Source organism: Lactonifactor longoviformis (assembly GCF_042848515.1).
In the GTDB taxonomy this organism is placed as follows: Bacteria; Bacillota; Clostridia; order Lachnospirales; family Lachnospiraceae; genus Lactonifactor; species Lactonifactor longoviformis.
Genome location: NZ_AP031453.1, coordinates 3,052,378 through 3,069,429 on the forward strand (window position 1 = coordinate 3,052,378; position 17,052 = coordinate 3,069,429).

2 protein-coding genes are annotated in these 17,052 nt (G+C 49.4%); both read right to left on the bottom strand.

Going from position 1 to position 17,052, the window contains the following annotated elements; all coding sequences use genetic code 11:
• Positions 1–15: 15 nt before the first annotated feature.
• Entirely contained in the window at positions 16–14,163 is a 14,148-nt protein-coding gene (locus ACGHCT_RS14100) for a leucine-rich repeat protein (RefSeq protein WP_390436417.1), read from the bottom strand.
• Between the two features lie 107 nt (positions 14,164–14,270).
• On the bottom strand, positions 14,271–16,994 hold the full coding sequence (locus ACGHCT_RS14105; RefSeq protein ID WP_390436419.1) for an SIR2 family protein: 2,724 nt from the start codon (positions 16,992–16,994) through the stop codon (positions 14,271–14,273).
• Positions 16,995–17,052: the final 58 nt, after the last annotated feature.

Genomic DNA, 17,052 nt, shown 5'->3' on the forward strand with positions numbered 1-17,052 from the left:
GGCCCTCTCTTCTGTCTAGTTTTCCAAGTACACGTTTTGTGCTGTATTGCTGTATACGGTGTGCTGATTCCCATCTCTGTCCGTGTAAATCAGGTAGGCCCTGCAGTAGCATCTCACTCCTGGCTTCGCATTTCGAAGGGCCAGTGTAAAGATGCCGTCAGGGGACGTAAAGCCCGCCTGATATCTGCTCAGCCTTTCATTTTCCAGAACCAGTTCGTCCTCTCCGGCCTGGGTGCCGTCTGTGGTATATACAAACCCAAGTTCCAAAAGTCTGCAGTCTTCCGGCACAGTTCTGACCGAGGTAAAGGATAGTTTTCTGGTTCCATCCTCCTCATAGGCCTTTGTGTCCGACAGGAGAAGCACTGGCCGCTCCTCGATAAAGATATTAGTGGCAATATTGCTGTAAATCACCTTATCCAGACCGTTTTCATCCCTGCAGACTACATAGCTTCTGCAGTAATAGGTGATACCGGGGATTACATTGTTCACAACCAGGCGATACGTTCCCTGGCTGCCCTGTGCACCGGTTAACTCCTCTGCAGCACCGCCCCCCTTAACCATTGTCTCTTCTTTTGCAAGCGCGTCGTCTGTGGTGTAAAGCATTCCCTGAGAGAGGAAGGTATATCCATCCGGAAGATCCCGGATAACTGTAAAGTCCATCTTTCTGACTTTATTCTCCAGGAAGGTGCTGGTGCCGGTAACGGCAAGTACCGGGGATTCCTCCGTGCTTACCTGGCTGTCCGCGTAAACAGGGTGCAGACTGATATCCCCGGTCAGGATAAAGGTATATTCCCGGCGGTAACTGTGAATGAAGCCTCTTTCATCCTCCCAGTGGGAGAATTTCTTTCCTTCTTCCGGCTCTGCCGCTTCTGCGGTGATACGGGTTCCTTCCGGGTATGCCCCGTGTGCATCCGGCCCGCTGGAAGCATCGGTTATGTTTGCCTGCGCAAGGGTCACCAGATAAGCGGCTTTATTCTCTTCATATTCGGGTTTAACTTCTATCAAATGGCTTCCCCCCGCAATGGCCCGGCGGATCTCGTCGGCTGTCATACTCCAGCCCTTAAAGGTATATCCCAGACGGGAAGGTCCCGGCGGCAGCAGGATACTGCTCTTTTCTGTACACTCCAGGCTCTCAATGACCTGGCCGTAGTATCCCAAAAACAGTACCGTTGCCCTGGCTGTATCCAGCGTGGTATAGACTGCATACAGAGCCATGCCCTGGCCCAAATTCACGGTGCACTTGGGGCTGCGGCTTACAATCTGTCCATTTCCGTATGCCCAGTAGGCGAAATTACCTCTGGTATTCTCTGCCTCTAACACAAGCGTTTCCCCGGTATTTCCCTCGCCGGTATAGACACCGTCTTTATACTCTTCTTCTGTGAGCTTTCTCCCGTTGACAGTAAAGGGATACTCACTGTGTATCACTACGTTCCTTTTCTCCGCCTGACGGAACCGGGCCGTATATCTAATCTCACCGGCCGCACAGGTGAACGCATAGGTTCCTGCCTCTGTGACGGGCTGTCCGTCCCGGTACCATCCCAGGAACTCCCAGCCGGCTAGAGGAGCTGCCGATATGGTCACTTCTTCGCCCGCCTGATAATACCCGCCGCCGGTAAGCTGCCCGCTGTTTGCAGGTTCACAGGTCACTACCACTCTTCCTTTTTCCTTTTCCTTGAATCTTGCTTCATACGTGCCGGATTCCTGCACCTGTACCTGATACTCTGCGGTCTGTGCTACCAGGCTGTTCTTGTAATACCAGCCCAGGAATTCATAGCCATTGTCCGGTACCGCCTTCAGTACTGCCGTCTCTCCGGCCAGGTATTCTCCGGTTCCCTCCGCTGTGCCTCCCGCTGAGGCGGCTGCTGTGATCTGTACCGGATAGTTTACCTTCAGGCTTTTGGGAACAGAGGTAAGGTATCTTCCTTCATTGCTTCCCATTCTTCTCAGGACCAAATAGGTACCCTCCTTCGGCGCCTCCAGTCTGAGGCCCGCCGTATAGGTGAAGGTTCCGCAGTTCGTCCAGTCGTATCCCTCGGTCTGATCGGTCAGGAGATACTGGTAGGCTCCCCCTGTGAGACCCTGGAAGGTGTAAGCTCCGTTTTTGTAAGAGCAGGTAATCTCGTCTGTGATATATGGCGCAGAAGGAATAGCCCTTTTTGTAATATTGCCCGCCGGTGCTTCGCTGGATGCCTTTTTTCTCACCCAGAGCATCTGTCCGGTCTCCTTTGGTATAAATGGAATTGCCTGACCGTTTGCCTCTGTCCACTGAACCCCATCCCAGGAATATTCATAATCCTTCCCGAAAGCTTCTGCCGTGCAGCAGCCCTCATAATTAATAGATACCGCAGGTGCCTCAGGCACCTCCATAGACTGGTAGGTTGTGTTAAACAGTATATCCCGGCAATATAAAACCCTGGATTCTTTTGCCCAATAATATTCATTTAGGGACTTGTAGGATGCCCCCGCCTCGCTGTTGATATTACTTAGCACCTCCTCTGTCTTATTTTCCGAAATTGAAGTAATATAAGCCTTTTCTCCCAGCAGTCTCATCTTAATCAGATACTTCATAGACCTGAGTGCGGATAAATTGTCAAAGCTGTTCAAAGATTCCTGACACTTATCCCTGAATGCCTTCGTCAGCGCCCCTGCATATCTGAGTTTCTGAAGATTTTCAACATTGGCTTCCCAGGCAAACAGATACTCCAGCCCGCCGTATATTGCTGTGACAATTGCCTTGATGGCTAGAACCACAGGACCTGTAACTAAAAATTTTGCATTAATAAAGGCGCTCACCGCCAGTTCCAGTGCCGTACCGCTCATATTAACGGCTGTGCTTTTGATAAATGCTGCAGTCTGTTCTGCCTTGGCGTCAAATTCATCTGATATTTTCTTCTTTAACGTCTTTGCCTCTTTGACTACCAGTTCATCCATTCCCTGGGCATTGATCACCGTATCCAGAATAAACATGGCTTCTTCCTTGTTCTGGTTAATCTTTACAAGGGTATTAGTGAACTCGCAGGAGTAGATCCATCCGTCCGCGGCGTCACCCAGCAAATCAATGGCGGTTCCTATATATTTTAATTCTTTAGACATGGCTTCCCGCTGTGCTTTTTCGATTACGCGTGTAGACTGAAAAAGGGAGTTCAGAGCTGCCGCTGACCCTGCTGTTGCTATCATAGTCACCAGGCGGCTGGTAAATGTATCGGTTCCCCCCAGTTCCAGACTTTTGGCTATTTTCCGGATACTGCCCTCATCCCCGGACAGGATATCCAGATTTGAAATAATCTTAAGCGCCTCGCTCTCTGGTATCTCCAGCTTTTCTCCCAAATCCGCCGGGTCTTTCAAATATCCTTTGAGCACTCCTATGATACCCTTTGCCATATCCAGGTATTTTTTCTGTGCGCTGAGATCCACAGCTTCGTCAAAGGACTCATCTGCCAGCAGCTGAACGATGTAAGAGTCTATCACCTTTTTCTTGTCCTCATCTGTAAATACCCGGAAGTCCATTTTAAACAATACATTTGAGGATCTGTAGAGAAATTCGCCTGCATTTTTCCAGAAATCTTTCTCATCGTAGATAGACTGCATGAAGTAATAGAAATTCGTATTATAGATATCCATAATGAATTCCTTTTCCCCTGCATTGCTGTTCCAGCGTTCATTGACTTTTTGATCCGGACTGCTCATATCAAACAAATTCATCTGAATGAAAGAAATCTCTACCGGTATGGACAGCTCGGTCAGAGTCTCTGCAATAGCCGACTGGATATAAGCGGGATCCTCCTCCTGAATTGCCCCGTAGGCAACATACCGTTTCATATAGGTTTCTCCGGCATGGAGTGTTTCCAGCTCCTTGTCAGGATCGAGTATCTGGGAATACTCTGTGCTGCTATTGCTTAGCGTGGCATTCAATGCCATAACAGAGACATCTCTGCCCTCCAGTTCATCCTCCTCCTTGCCTTCTTCATATTTATAGCTTTTAATGATCTCCCCCATAACATCAATGGTGGGAAGGTAGTAATCTATCTGGCCGTTGTTTGACAGGCCCAGATCAAAGTACATGGCCCCGTTGCTGATATCTTTGTTGATCACAGCTTTCATGGATAAACCGGACAGGCCGTATACCGTAATTGGTTCCTCTGACACGAATCTGGCCTGTACGGGCGCCTGGAACATGTCAAGTACAGAGCTGTAATCTGCAGATATTTCATATTTTCCTTCCTGATCTCCCCGCAGCACCCAGCTCAGGGTCTTCTCCGCCTGTCCGGGAAGTTCCGGGAAGTTCACCAGTGAGGAAGAGCTTCTGTCCATGGCGTCAACAACGGTAAGCCCTTCGGGTACATTCAGCTGTACCTGATTGGAGGAAAGGTTAAATTCTTTGGATGCATGATTGAGGATATGAAGCTTAACATCAAAAAATTCTTTCAGGCAGGACGCCTCCACAGGAACATCCATCAGAGCAATGATTACATTGTCATCGCCTCCGAATCCTCCTATAAAGCCTCCGCCGGTTCCGCTGCCGCCCCCTGCGTCAGGCCGGGCAGGAACGACATTTGCCGTAATCTGCCGGTCTCCCTCTTCCGTATCTACGATAGTGGTTCCCCCTCCGAATATCTCGCTGCCGTTGGTTATCAGTTCCATATCCAGGGGCTTGCTGCCGTAGGTAAGGTGAATATTTACTTTTACTACATGCTGGTTTTCCGGTTTGCTTACATCAATTCCGGCAGCACGTATCTCATCCAGAGTCATCCGGTTAATTTCAAAGTTTCCTGTGACAATAGGCTCATGCACCATGGTCAGCGTCACTTCCGCAGTGGTATTGGCCCGGACCACAACTGTCTTTTTTACCGGAAGATACCCGTCTTTATAGGTTCCCACCGCATAAGAGGCGGCGGATGCTGCAAACGTAACATAACCCTCCGTGTCCGTATATTTTACATTTTCTGCCGTGCGGTCCAGATCAAAATATACCGGTACACCAGAAAGGGCATTTCCCGCGTTATCCTGAACCTTTGCCCTTACAGTCCCCAGAAGCTTTGGCTGGGTTACCCAAACCGATTTGGCCAGTGTATCTGTGTTTCCTTTGCTGTCTGTCACCTTCAGTGTTACGGTATACGTTCCCTCCGCAGAATACCTGTGTACTGTTTTTGCACCGGTGCCTGCCGTACCGTCGCCGTAATCAATGCTGATGTCTGCAATCTCCAGATCAGCAGCGGAACCGCTGGCATCGTAAATGTACTCTACCCCTACCTCCTGCTGCAGGTCGCAGATCAGATCTCCCCGCACCTGGGGGTCTGCTTTCAGCCATACGCTGTCCGTCTCTCTGGACGCGGCATTTCCATACCGATCTGTGGCTTCTACTTTATAATAGTAGGTATTATTTTTCTCGGCCCCGTAGTCGCTGTAGCTGTATTCCTCTGCCTCCCTCCTGCTTCTCTGGCTGATGAGCTGATACTCCCCTTTGCCATCCTTCCGGTAAATCCGGTATCCCGCCAAATCTTCTTCCTGGCCTCCGGTCCAGGCAAGGGTGATTTTCTCACTGTCTGCGGATACATTAATTTTTTCCATTGTGGGCGGAGTCTTATCCACCGTATAGGAGTAAATCTCTGACTCTGTCTGATTATCCCCGGCGTCCTGTGCCACAGCCTTTAGCCGGATGGAATCTTCCTCCTGCAAACTGCTGATTGGCAGATCCGCGGTCAGCTGCTTATAATAACCGTCGATATCCCCGGCTGTCTTCAGAGTTCTCCAGGAAGTCTCCTCATTTACCTGATACAGGATTTCCAGAGCCTTTAATTTGTAATTATCACTTGCCAAAACACTTACGGTGCAGGCCGAGGGACCTAAGACAGCCCCGTCTGCCGGATACACACTCTGAATCTCAGGCGGATCCGTGTCCTCGGCCATTGAGGCAGTCAGTTCCTCTCCGTATGCACTTTTATTGCCTGCATAATCCCTTGCCTGAAGCCTGTACCGGTATTCCACCCCGGTCTTTGCCGTGCGGTCTATATAATTCAGAGCATACAGCTTCTCTGCCAGGAGCTGATATTCACCGTCACTCCCCTCTGCCCGGTAGAGAAGATAATCGTCCAGATCCTGCTCTTCTCCCATATTCCAGCGAAGTTCTATATAACCTGCGTCAGAGTGAGCCGCAAGGCCTTCCGGTGCTTTCGGCGGTGTATGATCTACGATATATTGTACATACGGTGCTTCCATGGTGGCATCGCCGGTATTTCCGGCTTTGTCCGCCGCCACCCCTCTCACATACAGACTGCCTTCTTCTGCCTCCCGGACATTTAGCTGAAAGGCAGCTGTTTCTTCCTGCTTATCTCCGCTGAAGTCTAATTCAGTCACAGTTTTCCAATTATAAATATCCGTGGATGTCTGTATTTCTACAGAGGCCACACCGGAATCGTCCCATACTGTGAGACGCAGCGGTATCTCATCCCGGTAGTATCCGGGCTTCGGGTCTATGGAGGTAATGACAGGAGCTATGCTGTCACTCTGTGTTGCCGCAGTGATTTCTTCTGATGAAATACCCCGGTTTCCCTGGAGGTCATAGGCGGTCACACGATAGGTGTAAGAACTGTCCGGCTTCAGTCCAGTAATATTTACGCCCAGTGTACGGTACTCATCGCACACCGTCTCATAGCTTCCGTCCTCCAGCTTTCTTTCCACACGGAAAAAACTGAAATCCTGGTCCGCCACATCTTTCCATTTCAGAGTGACGGTGGTTGCGGTACTCTCATACTCCAGACCTGTCACCTGTTCCGGTCCCCGGTTGTCAATCTTGTATGTGTAGATAAGGCCGTCGCTTATATTTCCCGCCGCGTCCTTTGCCAGACCTTTTACCTGCACTGCCCCGTCTTCATACTGGGCGGTATCCAGCCGATACCTGCAGAACTCCGCCTGATTTTTTTCCAGAAGCGTCCAGTTTGCCCCCTCATCTTCTGACAATAAAATCTGGGTTTCTGTCACTGCCACATTATCTTCCGCCTGGATATAAAGTTCAGCCGTGCCGCCGATGATTTTGCCGTTGGCAGGCAGCAGCTTAACCACTCTCGGCAGCTCTTTGTCGGATTGTGCCACAGCTGCCGCCGTGTCGGACGGAGGGCTTTCCAGCCCCATATCATTGACGCCCACAATATAATAGTAATACTTTATGTTCTGCTCTGCAGTTGTATCTGTCCAGGTAAGGGTGTCCCTGCCGTATATCTTTTTATATAAGGTGTAGGCCCCGTCTTCCTGGCTTCTTCTGTAAATATAATATTGCTTCGTATCAATCTCATGGGCAATGCTCCAGGAGAGAATGATCCTGTTCGTATCCCCCACTGCGGCCAGGCTGGAGATTTTATCCGGCGCCTTGTTGTCGCAGAGTATACTCTGGGTTACCGTTCCCTCTTTCCCGTCAATATCGGTCAGGCGGAAGCCTACGGTATACATACCGTCTTCTATGCCGCCCAGATCCCAGTTTACTTTGTAGACTGCGGTACTTCCCTCCAAGGTGTCAGGGGCTGTCAGTGCCCCGCCGATGGATATCTCCCGTCCTTGTTCATCCAGATAATAAAACTGTCCCGTCGTTTCTTTTCCATCCAGCGCTCCCAGGTTTCCCGTGTCCTCCGCTCTGGCATACAGCGTATTCTTTGCCCTGCTTACTTTGTTTAATATATGATCGGTGGTAATTTTTACCGGCGCAGGGGCTTTCGGAGTAACCATAAGAGCCGCCATCTTTGTCGTTCTTTTGTCTGCCGTATAGCCGCAGATATAATAGGTAACCGGTTTTCCCGGGGTAAGACCTGTATCTGTAAAGCTGTAGGAAGTAAGATCCGCCACCGGCGCATCCATCTGATCCCGGTAGATATAATATCCCTCAATCAGATCGCCGGCACAGGGATTCCAGGTGAGATGTACGGTATTGCTGTATACATTCGCCGCCCGGAAATTGCCCGGTGGCAGGTTCAGGGTATCGGAGGACAGCTCCACATTTTCAGGAAGATAAGGACCGTATGCGGTGCGATACGCCTCCAGAGACTCTCCAAGCACGTAAATATTGGTGAGCGAGGTCATTTGGCCGGTAAAAATGTCTGTCTGTCCATTCAGATCCGGAGGCAGACTGCTCAAAAAGGTTACTGTGCGGATACCCGTACATCCGTAGAAGCTGTTTCCGCCGGAATGATTCATGATTTGAACGTTTTTTCCAACCGTCAGACTGGTGAATTCCCCGTCTCCCAAAAAGGCATAGCTGTATATTTCCTTCACTTTATCCGGAATAATCAATTCCCCTGAAAGACTGCTGCAGTTGGCAAAAACACTCTGACGAATGACTGTCAGATTCCCGGATAGCCGCAGAGTGCCGTCCAGTCCTGAGCACCCGCTGAAAGCAGCGTCCTCCAGCGTTGTCAGACTGTCCGGAAGGTACAGATCTCCTTTCAGACCTGTACAGTTCTCAAAAGCATTCCGGCCGATTTTTTCTATCCCGCTGCCCAGGCGCAGTCCGGAAAGGGAACTGCAGGACTGGAAGGCATATAAATCAATTGCAGCGACACTGTCCGGGATTGCCAGGACACCGCTAAGCGCCGAACAGTTCTGGAACGCCGACTCGCCGATTCCGGTAAGCTTGTCCGGCAGCTTTAACGGGCCTGCAAGCTGTGTACAGTTTTTGAAAGCATTCTTCTCTATTTTTTGGAGAGATCGGGGGAAGTTTACCCTCTTGATTTCCTGATTATTCCGGAAGGCTTCTCTCCCTATTGCGGTGATTCCTTCCGGAATGTTTACTTCCTCGTTCGTGCCGCAGTAGGCGATCAGCTCTGTATCCTTTATCACGAAATCGCCGCTGCCCTCTTCTGCCATACGGACCGTATCAGGAAGCGCGGTTGCATAAGTAGCATCTGTATAAGCCCTGTAGGTTCCCCTGGGAATGAGGATACGTGAAAGCGAAGGAAGTCCCCGAAAGGCGCTGTACGTATTGTACAGATTCGGCGGGGTATCGCCCAGGAAACGTATCTGTTCCAACGTATTGCAGCCGCTGAAACAGCTGTCATCAGCTCCATTGTAGATCGTAGCAACGCCTCTGCCTATGGTAACTGCTGTAATATTGGACAGGCCATAGAATGCATGGTTTCCTATGGAGGTTACGCTGTCGGGAATGGTAATCTCCCCTTCCAGGCCCGCACAATATGCAAAACAGAGATAAGGAATCATGGTTAATTTCTCCGAAAGACGAAGGCTTGTAAAGCTCTGGCAGCTGGAAAATGCCTCGCTGTCCAGAAGTGTAATGCTGTCCGGGAGATACAGTTCCCCCGCCATGCTCCGGCAGCCACGGAAGGCACAGGCGGCAACAGCCTCCACCCCGTCTTCCAGGGTAAGGCCTGTAAGGCTGCTGCAGCCATCGAAGGTACTGTATTCCACTCTCTTTAAAGTCCCGGGAATGGTAAGATTTCCGGTCATACCTGTACACTGGTAGAAAGCATAACTTCCGATCTGTTCTATTTCCGGAGGAAGCGTCACACCCGTTATGTTCCCGCACTCTGCAAAAGCGTAGGTGCAGATAGTTTTAAGACCTTCCGGAAGCACCAGCCTTTGTGTCAGATTTCTGCACTGGTAAAAAGCGTAGTCCCCGATCTCCGCAAGGCCGCTGCCGAATGTGACTTCTTTCAGACTGCTGCAGCTGCGGAAGGCATTTGCACCGATTTTTTCCACGGTGTCAGGCAGGTTTATCTTTGTCACAGAGGTATTATTCAGAAAGGCTCCCGTTCCTATCTCTGTGATCCCTTCAGGCACCTGTACTTCCTCTGCACTGCCGGCATAATGAACCAGCACGGTGCCGTCTGTGATAAAGTCCTCTGCACCTTCCTCATGAATTACCACTCCCTCCGGAAGGTAATCCCCGTAGGCTGCCGCGTATACGCCGTAAGAGCCGCCGGGTACCTGCAGTATCTTAAGCGCCGGCAGCTGCCGGAACATTTCTGTATTGTATCTCAGCTCAGGAGGGGTGGTGCCTTTAAAAATCATCCGTTCCAGAGACGTGCAGTTCAGGAAGCTGTTGTTATCGTATATATTTACGTATCCGCCAAGCAGTGTCACCTTAGCTCCTATGACCACGCTTGTAATCTTTTCGAGTTCTGCAAATGCCGTGTATCCCAGGTATGTGACTTTATCCGGTATGACAAGCTCTCCTTCTATTCCTGTGCAGCCCCGGAATGCACTATTAGTAACAGATTCCAGGTTTTCAGACAATTTCAGCCCTGTTAATCCGCTGCAGCCTGAAAAAGCCTCGTCCCCAAGGTAGGTAATGCTGTCAGGAAAGCGCAGCGTACCAGACAGCCCGGTACAGCCTGAAAATGCCCCATTTTGAATACTCTTCATGCTGTCCGGCAGCGACAGGCCTGTCAGTCCCTGACAGTCGGCAAAGCTGTAGTTGGAGATCCAGGTCAAGGATTCCGGTATCCTGAGCTCTCCGGCAATGTTTCTGCAGTACCAGAAGCTGCCCGTACCTACTTTTGTAAGTCCTGCGGAAAGCGTAAGACCTGTGAGACTGGTGCATTGAAAGAATGCATAGTCTCCGATTTCTTCTACCGTATCAGGGAGCACCAGTTCCTGATTCAGACCGCTGCAATTGTAGAAGGCATAGCCCCCTATGTCCCGAAGGCCAGAGTTAAGCTCAATTTTTTGAAGGCTTGCGCAATTGCTGAACGCGTTCTCCCGGATAGTTTTTAAATTTGCAGAGAAATTAATTTCTCTGAGTTCTGCGCAGTTTTTAAACGCATTATTGCTGACAGTCACTACAGAATCAGGCATATGTACTTTCTGAACAGTACCGTTGTTCAGGAACGCACCCGTTCCTATCTCTGTAACGCCGCCTGGAATCTGTACTTCTGTTCCTGTTCCGCTGTAACTCACCAGCACCTGATCCCGGATCAGAAACTCATCCGCCCCCTCTTCTAAAAGTGTTATCTGATCCGTCAGAAAGGAATTGTAGGCCTGCATATATGTCTGATATGTTCCTGCCGGAACCCGAATTTTCTTCAGGCTCTGCAGATTCCGGAACGTGGAGGTGCCATTTGAAAGGTTAGGAGGTACGGTTCCGAGAAACTTTATTTCCTCCAGGGAGGAGCAGCCTTCGAAGGTTGTATCCCCATATCCAGTGCCTGCATTGAGTGTTTCCACATTGGATCCGATCACGGCAGAGGTCAGATGCTGCATTCCGCAGAAGGCATAGTATTCCACTGTGACAACACGGTCAGGGATAATTAACTGCCCTTCTACTCCGGAACACCCGTTAAAAGTATTATATCTCACCGTTGTTAAGTTTTCTGAAAGTGTGAGGCCGGTAAAACCCGAGCAATTGTAGAATGCGCTTTGCCCGATTTCTGTGACGCTGTCCGGAATTATCAGCCTTCCTGTCAGGCCATGACACCCGGCAAATGCATTGCTTTGTATGGTCTTAACCGTCTCAGGTATCGTCAGGTTACCGCTCAGTCCGGAGCAGTTGTAAAACGCGTCGCTCTTAATCGTCTCCAGTCCGTTCGGAAGACTGAGGCCGCCTGTCAGACCTGTACAATTTTCAAATGCGGATATTCCTATCTCTGAGAGGCCTTCCGGCAGTTCCAGTCCGCTGAGTTTCACGCATCCGGAGAATGCATAGTCCCCGATTTTTGTAACTCCCTGAGGCAGTTCCAGCTTTTGAGCCAGGCTGCTGCAGTTTCGGAATGCACTATTTTTGATTTCCTGTATGCCGTTGCCCAGCCGGATACTTTTCAGCTGCCCGCACTCTTTAAAGGCGCTTTCTCCAATCACCTGTATGCTGTCCGGCAATATCACCTGTTCAACCTTTGTGCGGTTGTAGAATGCACTGGTTCCGATAGAGGTAACCCCTTCCGGCACCTGCACTGCAGACTCCTCCCCAAAGTAGGCTATCAGTCTGTTTTCATCTATTACAAAGTCCTCTGCCCCGGTTTCTGTGGGATAAATGCCTTCTGGAAGGCCATCCCCGAAGACAGCTATATAGCTTTCATAGGATCCCTGGGGAATAATAAGGTGTTTCAGACTGGTCAGTCCCGAAAAGGCATCCCCCACAGCACCGAAGTACGGGGCCGCAGCGCCCAAAAATGTTATAGTTTCAAGGGAAATACAGCCGTAAAACAGAGAAATGTCGCTGTATCCGCCGCTGTTCAGATACGCAGCATTTTCCCCTATCACAACGCCGGTAAGTTTGCTCATGCCTTTAAAAGCAGCATATTCAACCGTAGTTACCGTGTCGGGAATGATCAGTTCTCCCTGGAATCCTGAACAATTCTCAAAAGCCTGTCTGCCGATTCTCTCAAGCATCCCCGGTAAGAAAATATTCTCAATGCCGCTGCAGTCCATAAAGCTTTTCGCTTCTATGGCAGTCAGAGTATCCGGAAGGCGCAGAGTGCCCGTGATGCCGCTGCAGCCGAGGAAAGCCTCGGCTCCAATGGATGCGATTCCCTCTTCCAGAACCAGAGTTTCTATGCCGGAGCACCAGGAAAAAGCCCCTGCCCCAATGGTTGCCACCGAAGACGGAACCGTGAAACTGCCTTCTATATTGCCGCAGTTCTGAAACGCACAGATCCCTATGGACTGCAGGCCCTGATTCAACTCCAGAGAAGTCAGCCCGCTGCAGCCGTCGAATGCGTAATCTCCAATTCTCTGAAGAGAATCCGGGAAGATTACCTTCTTAACTGCGGCATTATTCTGAAATACATAAGGAGCAATTTCTGTAATTCCTTCCGGAATCCGCACCTGGCTCTCTGTTCCTGTATACCTGGTGAGCACAGTTCCGTCTATCTGAAAATCCTCTGCTCCGGTTTCTGAGAGCACAGTCTTCTCAGGCAGGTAGGATCCGTAGGCATTTCGATACGTATCATAAAAGCCCAGGGGTACTTTCAGAGCAGTAAGGCTTTCCAGATTCTGAAAAATATCCGAATTTTCTGAAACATCCGGCGGAGCCTCTCCCAGAAACTGAAGCTCGGCCAGCTGGGTGCAGCCTGAAAACGCATTTTTACCTATAGAACTGAGCTGCGCAGGAAGTACTATTTCTTTCACTGATGTATTATTCCTGAACGCGCCGGCACCGATGGCGGTAATCCCGTCAGGTACCCGGACCACCTCTTCCTCTCCCACATACCCGATGAGCACGCCCTCATTGTCAGAGAGAAAAGGTGAACTTGACTCTGTAAAGATCCTGGCCGAATCCGGCACGTAATTCTGGTAGGCCAGATTATAAGCCTTATAACTCTCTGCGGGGACCCAGATTCGATTCAGAGACGTCATATCAGAAAACGTTTCTATCAATCCTCCCAGATCAGGAGGGACCGAAGATCTAAACTTTATAAATTCCGCTCCGGTACACCCATCGAAGGTTCCGGCCTGGAAGCTGGGTCCCGCCACATTAATCTGCTCAACCGAAGCACCGACATAAAACCCGGAAATTCCGGACATCCCATAGAATGTCTTACTCTCCAGCTGCTTTACCTGATCCGGGATGTCAAGCTCCCCGGAGAATCCGCTGCAGCCGTAGAACACACCGGACTCCAGTGTTTTCAAAGTATCCGGAAGCTTCAAAGTCCCGGAAAGTCCAGTGCAGTCCCGGAAGGCAGCCTCCCCAATCTTTTCCAAGTTTTCAGGCAGCACAAGTTCTCCGGTAAAGCCGGTACACCCATAAAACGCATAGCCCTCGATTGTCTTTACCCCATTTCCCAGTGACAGACTGGTCAGACTTGTACATTCATTAAACGCGTCCACGCCAATATATTCCACACTGTCCGGAACTATAAGCTCTCCCTCCAGGTTCCGGCATTTTCTGAAAGCGCCGTTTCCAATTTTCTTCAGCGTAGCAGGAAAAGAGACATGGACAATGCTCTCCATCTCCGAAAACGCATAGAGACCAATCTCCGTCACCGGAATGCCGTCAATCTCCTCCGGAATAACAATCTCGCTGGAAGTTCCGGTATAACCGGTAATCGTACCATTGTCAAAAACAAAATCCTGGAATTCCTGAGGTTCTGCCGTCTCCCCGGGATTAGTTTCCGCTTCCCCGCTACTGTACTCTGTGGAAGATTCCAACTGGGATGCATAGATCATGCCCGGAGAATCCACCAGCATTGTCAAAGCCAGCAATAACGCAATAAATCGTTTTTTCATCTGTTTCTCCTCCTGATTTTGGTAAAAAGGGGACGTGTTCTTTTTAGAAGGAACACGTCCCCCTTTAGGGGTAGGGGTGTCCCATTTTCAAACTGCCCTGTCCCTTTTTATCTTATTTCTATTTTCTCTTCAAAAGCTGCCAGCAGCTTCTCCTTCTGTTCTTTCAAAAACTGTTTTTCTTCTTCTGTAAAATAATTGCCCTCTATCTCAGTCTGTCTGATGGTCTCATAATCCTGCAGCGTTGCATCCTTCCAGTCCCTGCTTGCATAAAAGCAGTACAGCAGCGGCAGATCCAGTATCCGGAACCGCATGGCTTTTTCTTTCCGGGACTGCAGACGTTTTATCCTTGCTTCCCTGGCCTTTGTCCACGGCGCCTGTTCCGTGTCCCTGTAGTGGTAGGGTACAGCCTGTACATCCCCAAAGTAAGCCACTGTCCAGGAACGATTTACGAAATCCTCCTCTGTTCCGGGCTTCAGCCTTTTGGCATATTCCAGCGCCAGCTCATAAGGGCCTGTAAGCACTGCCCCGTAAGCAATGTCCAGCCTCATATAGGGATCCTCTTCTATCTGTGCCACCATCTGTACAAACTCGTTTACCTTTACAGAGGTTCTGGGATATCGTGTAATTAAATATACTAGTTCATTTTTAAGATAAAAGGCATCGTCCTCATCCAATTTGCGTATCTCCTCTTTCAAATCTTCTGTAAGGTCTGTCTCTCCCGGTTCCACAAGTTCTATATACAGATTCATAAGTGTATGCTGAATCCTCTCCAGCTTTTTCCTGTCGTGGATATCACCGATTCCGCTTCGGACGAAATCCGTGATATCGTTGCGCAGGGGCTTTGACAATGCCTCCGCCAAAAATCCTTTTTCTTTCTCCATGGCATCCAGAATCATGTTTGCCCGAAAGAAGGAGCAAAAGCTTCTGTGATAAAATCCCCGCACTATCTTTTTTTCTGACGAACTCCCCACATTATCTATGTACAGCAGCCCTTCCGCCGCTGAATCCTCATTTTCCAGCAGGCATGTGCCTCCATAATAGGTAGCCTCTGCCGCCTTCCATAAATATGTCCTGATTTCGTCCAGACTGCCTCTGGTGGTTCCTCTGCTTTTTTCCTTTTTCCACCAGCAGACAAAGAAGGTTTCATATAATTCATACAAGCTTTTGATACCAGAGCACCGCATTCCAGGCGGCTGTTCCTTCTCAGCCTCTATCAGATAAAGCATTAGCGCCACATGAAAGGGGGAACGCATTAATTCCCTGACTTCATCTCCTGATGTCATCAGTTCTTCTGCCCTCTCTGCCACTCCCTTCAGTCCAAGCTTCCTGCAGTAATTATGTATATAATCTCTGGCCATATCCTGGGTCCAATCCAGGATCTCTGCTGTCTCATAGAAAAAGCGATTGGTAGTTTCATTTTCACAGCTGCTGTAGTGATCTTTTCTCCAGCCAAGCCAGACGTGGATCTGTCTATTCTTTCCAATCTGTTCTAGGAGTCTGTATAGTTCTTCCGGTTTATCCAGAAATTCCTCATCAATACCATCCAGGAGAATCAGCTTATGGGTTTTCGTCCTCCTTCTTCCCAATAGGTACCCGATTACTCCCTCCTCATATTCGGAGCACTCATTTTTTCCCAGAGCCGATGCGTGAAGATAAAGAATCTCATCCTCCGGATTCTCAAATAAGAATACATACTTCAAAAGTGTGGTTTTTCCGCCCCCGGCATTTCCGGTAATCACCAGATTGCGTTCTCCAAACTCCTTCACAAGATGTTCTGCAAAAAGCCGTGTTCTTGACTTTATCCCCTGTATCCTGGGTGGAATAAATAATTCCGGAAACACCGCACGGAATCCGGCGCTGCTGCGCATCCAGGGAAGAATCACCTGATTGGCCTCCATCTCCTTCTGAGCCTGCACCAGACTTCTGCTCCATCTTTTTCCACCGGTCTTCTTGACCAGCGTCCTGCTGGTTTTGCTGTTTCTTATAAGATCTTCCAGTATTATCTCAAGACACTCATGCCGCCCCTCCGGGTAGAAAACCGGAAGAATCCCTAAAGCATCCAGCCTGATATTTAATGCATTCTTCTCCCTTGCATCATTTGGGCAGGGAAGAACCGCATAGTGATTGATATGGTGATTCTGATGTATCACCCTGCTTAAAACCTCTAAGGTTCGATCCTTCTCCAGGCTGCAGCCTGCAAATAAAATCCTCTTTCCGGAAAATAAAAGCTGGAGTGCCAGCGGTACCGGCCTGGATACATCCAGCGTCCCCTCCGTACCATACGCCTTCACATAATCCTCTCTGGCCAGGATCATACTCGATAGTTCCTCTACAGTTCCATGCACCTTCAGTATACAACCCCTCTTATCCTGGAGGGCTCCTGCAGTCTGATCTGCCATAACCGGCAGAATCACCGGAGCCCTTTCCCCCTGAAGGGCAAGCGCTTCCTCCAGAACCCTGTCATAGTTTGTAGTAATCAAACATTTAGAAAACCCTGACACCAAACTTTTGACAACATTTGTCTGATGGAACTCACAATTTATAATTAAATCCGCAATTCTCTTCTTTACTGCGGTGACATTTCCATTCACAAGAGCGATGAGCTCGTCGACCAATTCCATATTATCAAATCTGGCAGATAATGCTTCGAATTCATCCTCCGAGAGATAATTGTCTGCCACCCTTCTGATAAGCTCATTCCAGGTGTAAAACCCGCATCCCTTAGACACACCGGCACCTATAAACGGGACAATATCATTCCTGTCACACTGATACATCTCTTCAAATCTGCTTTTGTTGGACTCAAATCTCTTCAGTTCTTCTATGGTCATAGCCGCCACCTCAAACAATCATACTATGTTTTATTATAACATATATTTCCCGTAATTT

Bases quoted from the DNA above. Each gene is read 5' to 3' on its own strand.
- ACGHCT_RS14105 (WP_390436419.1), bottom strand. From the start codon at position 16,994: ATGACCATAGAAGAACTGAAGAGATTTGAGTCCAACAAAAGCAGATTT.
- ACGHCT_RS14100 (WP_390436417.1), bottom strand. From the start codon at position 14,163: ATGAAAAAACGATTTATTGCGTTATTGCTGGCTTTGACAATGCTGGTG.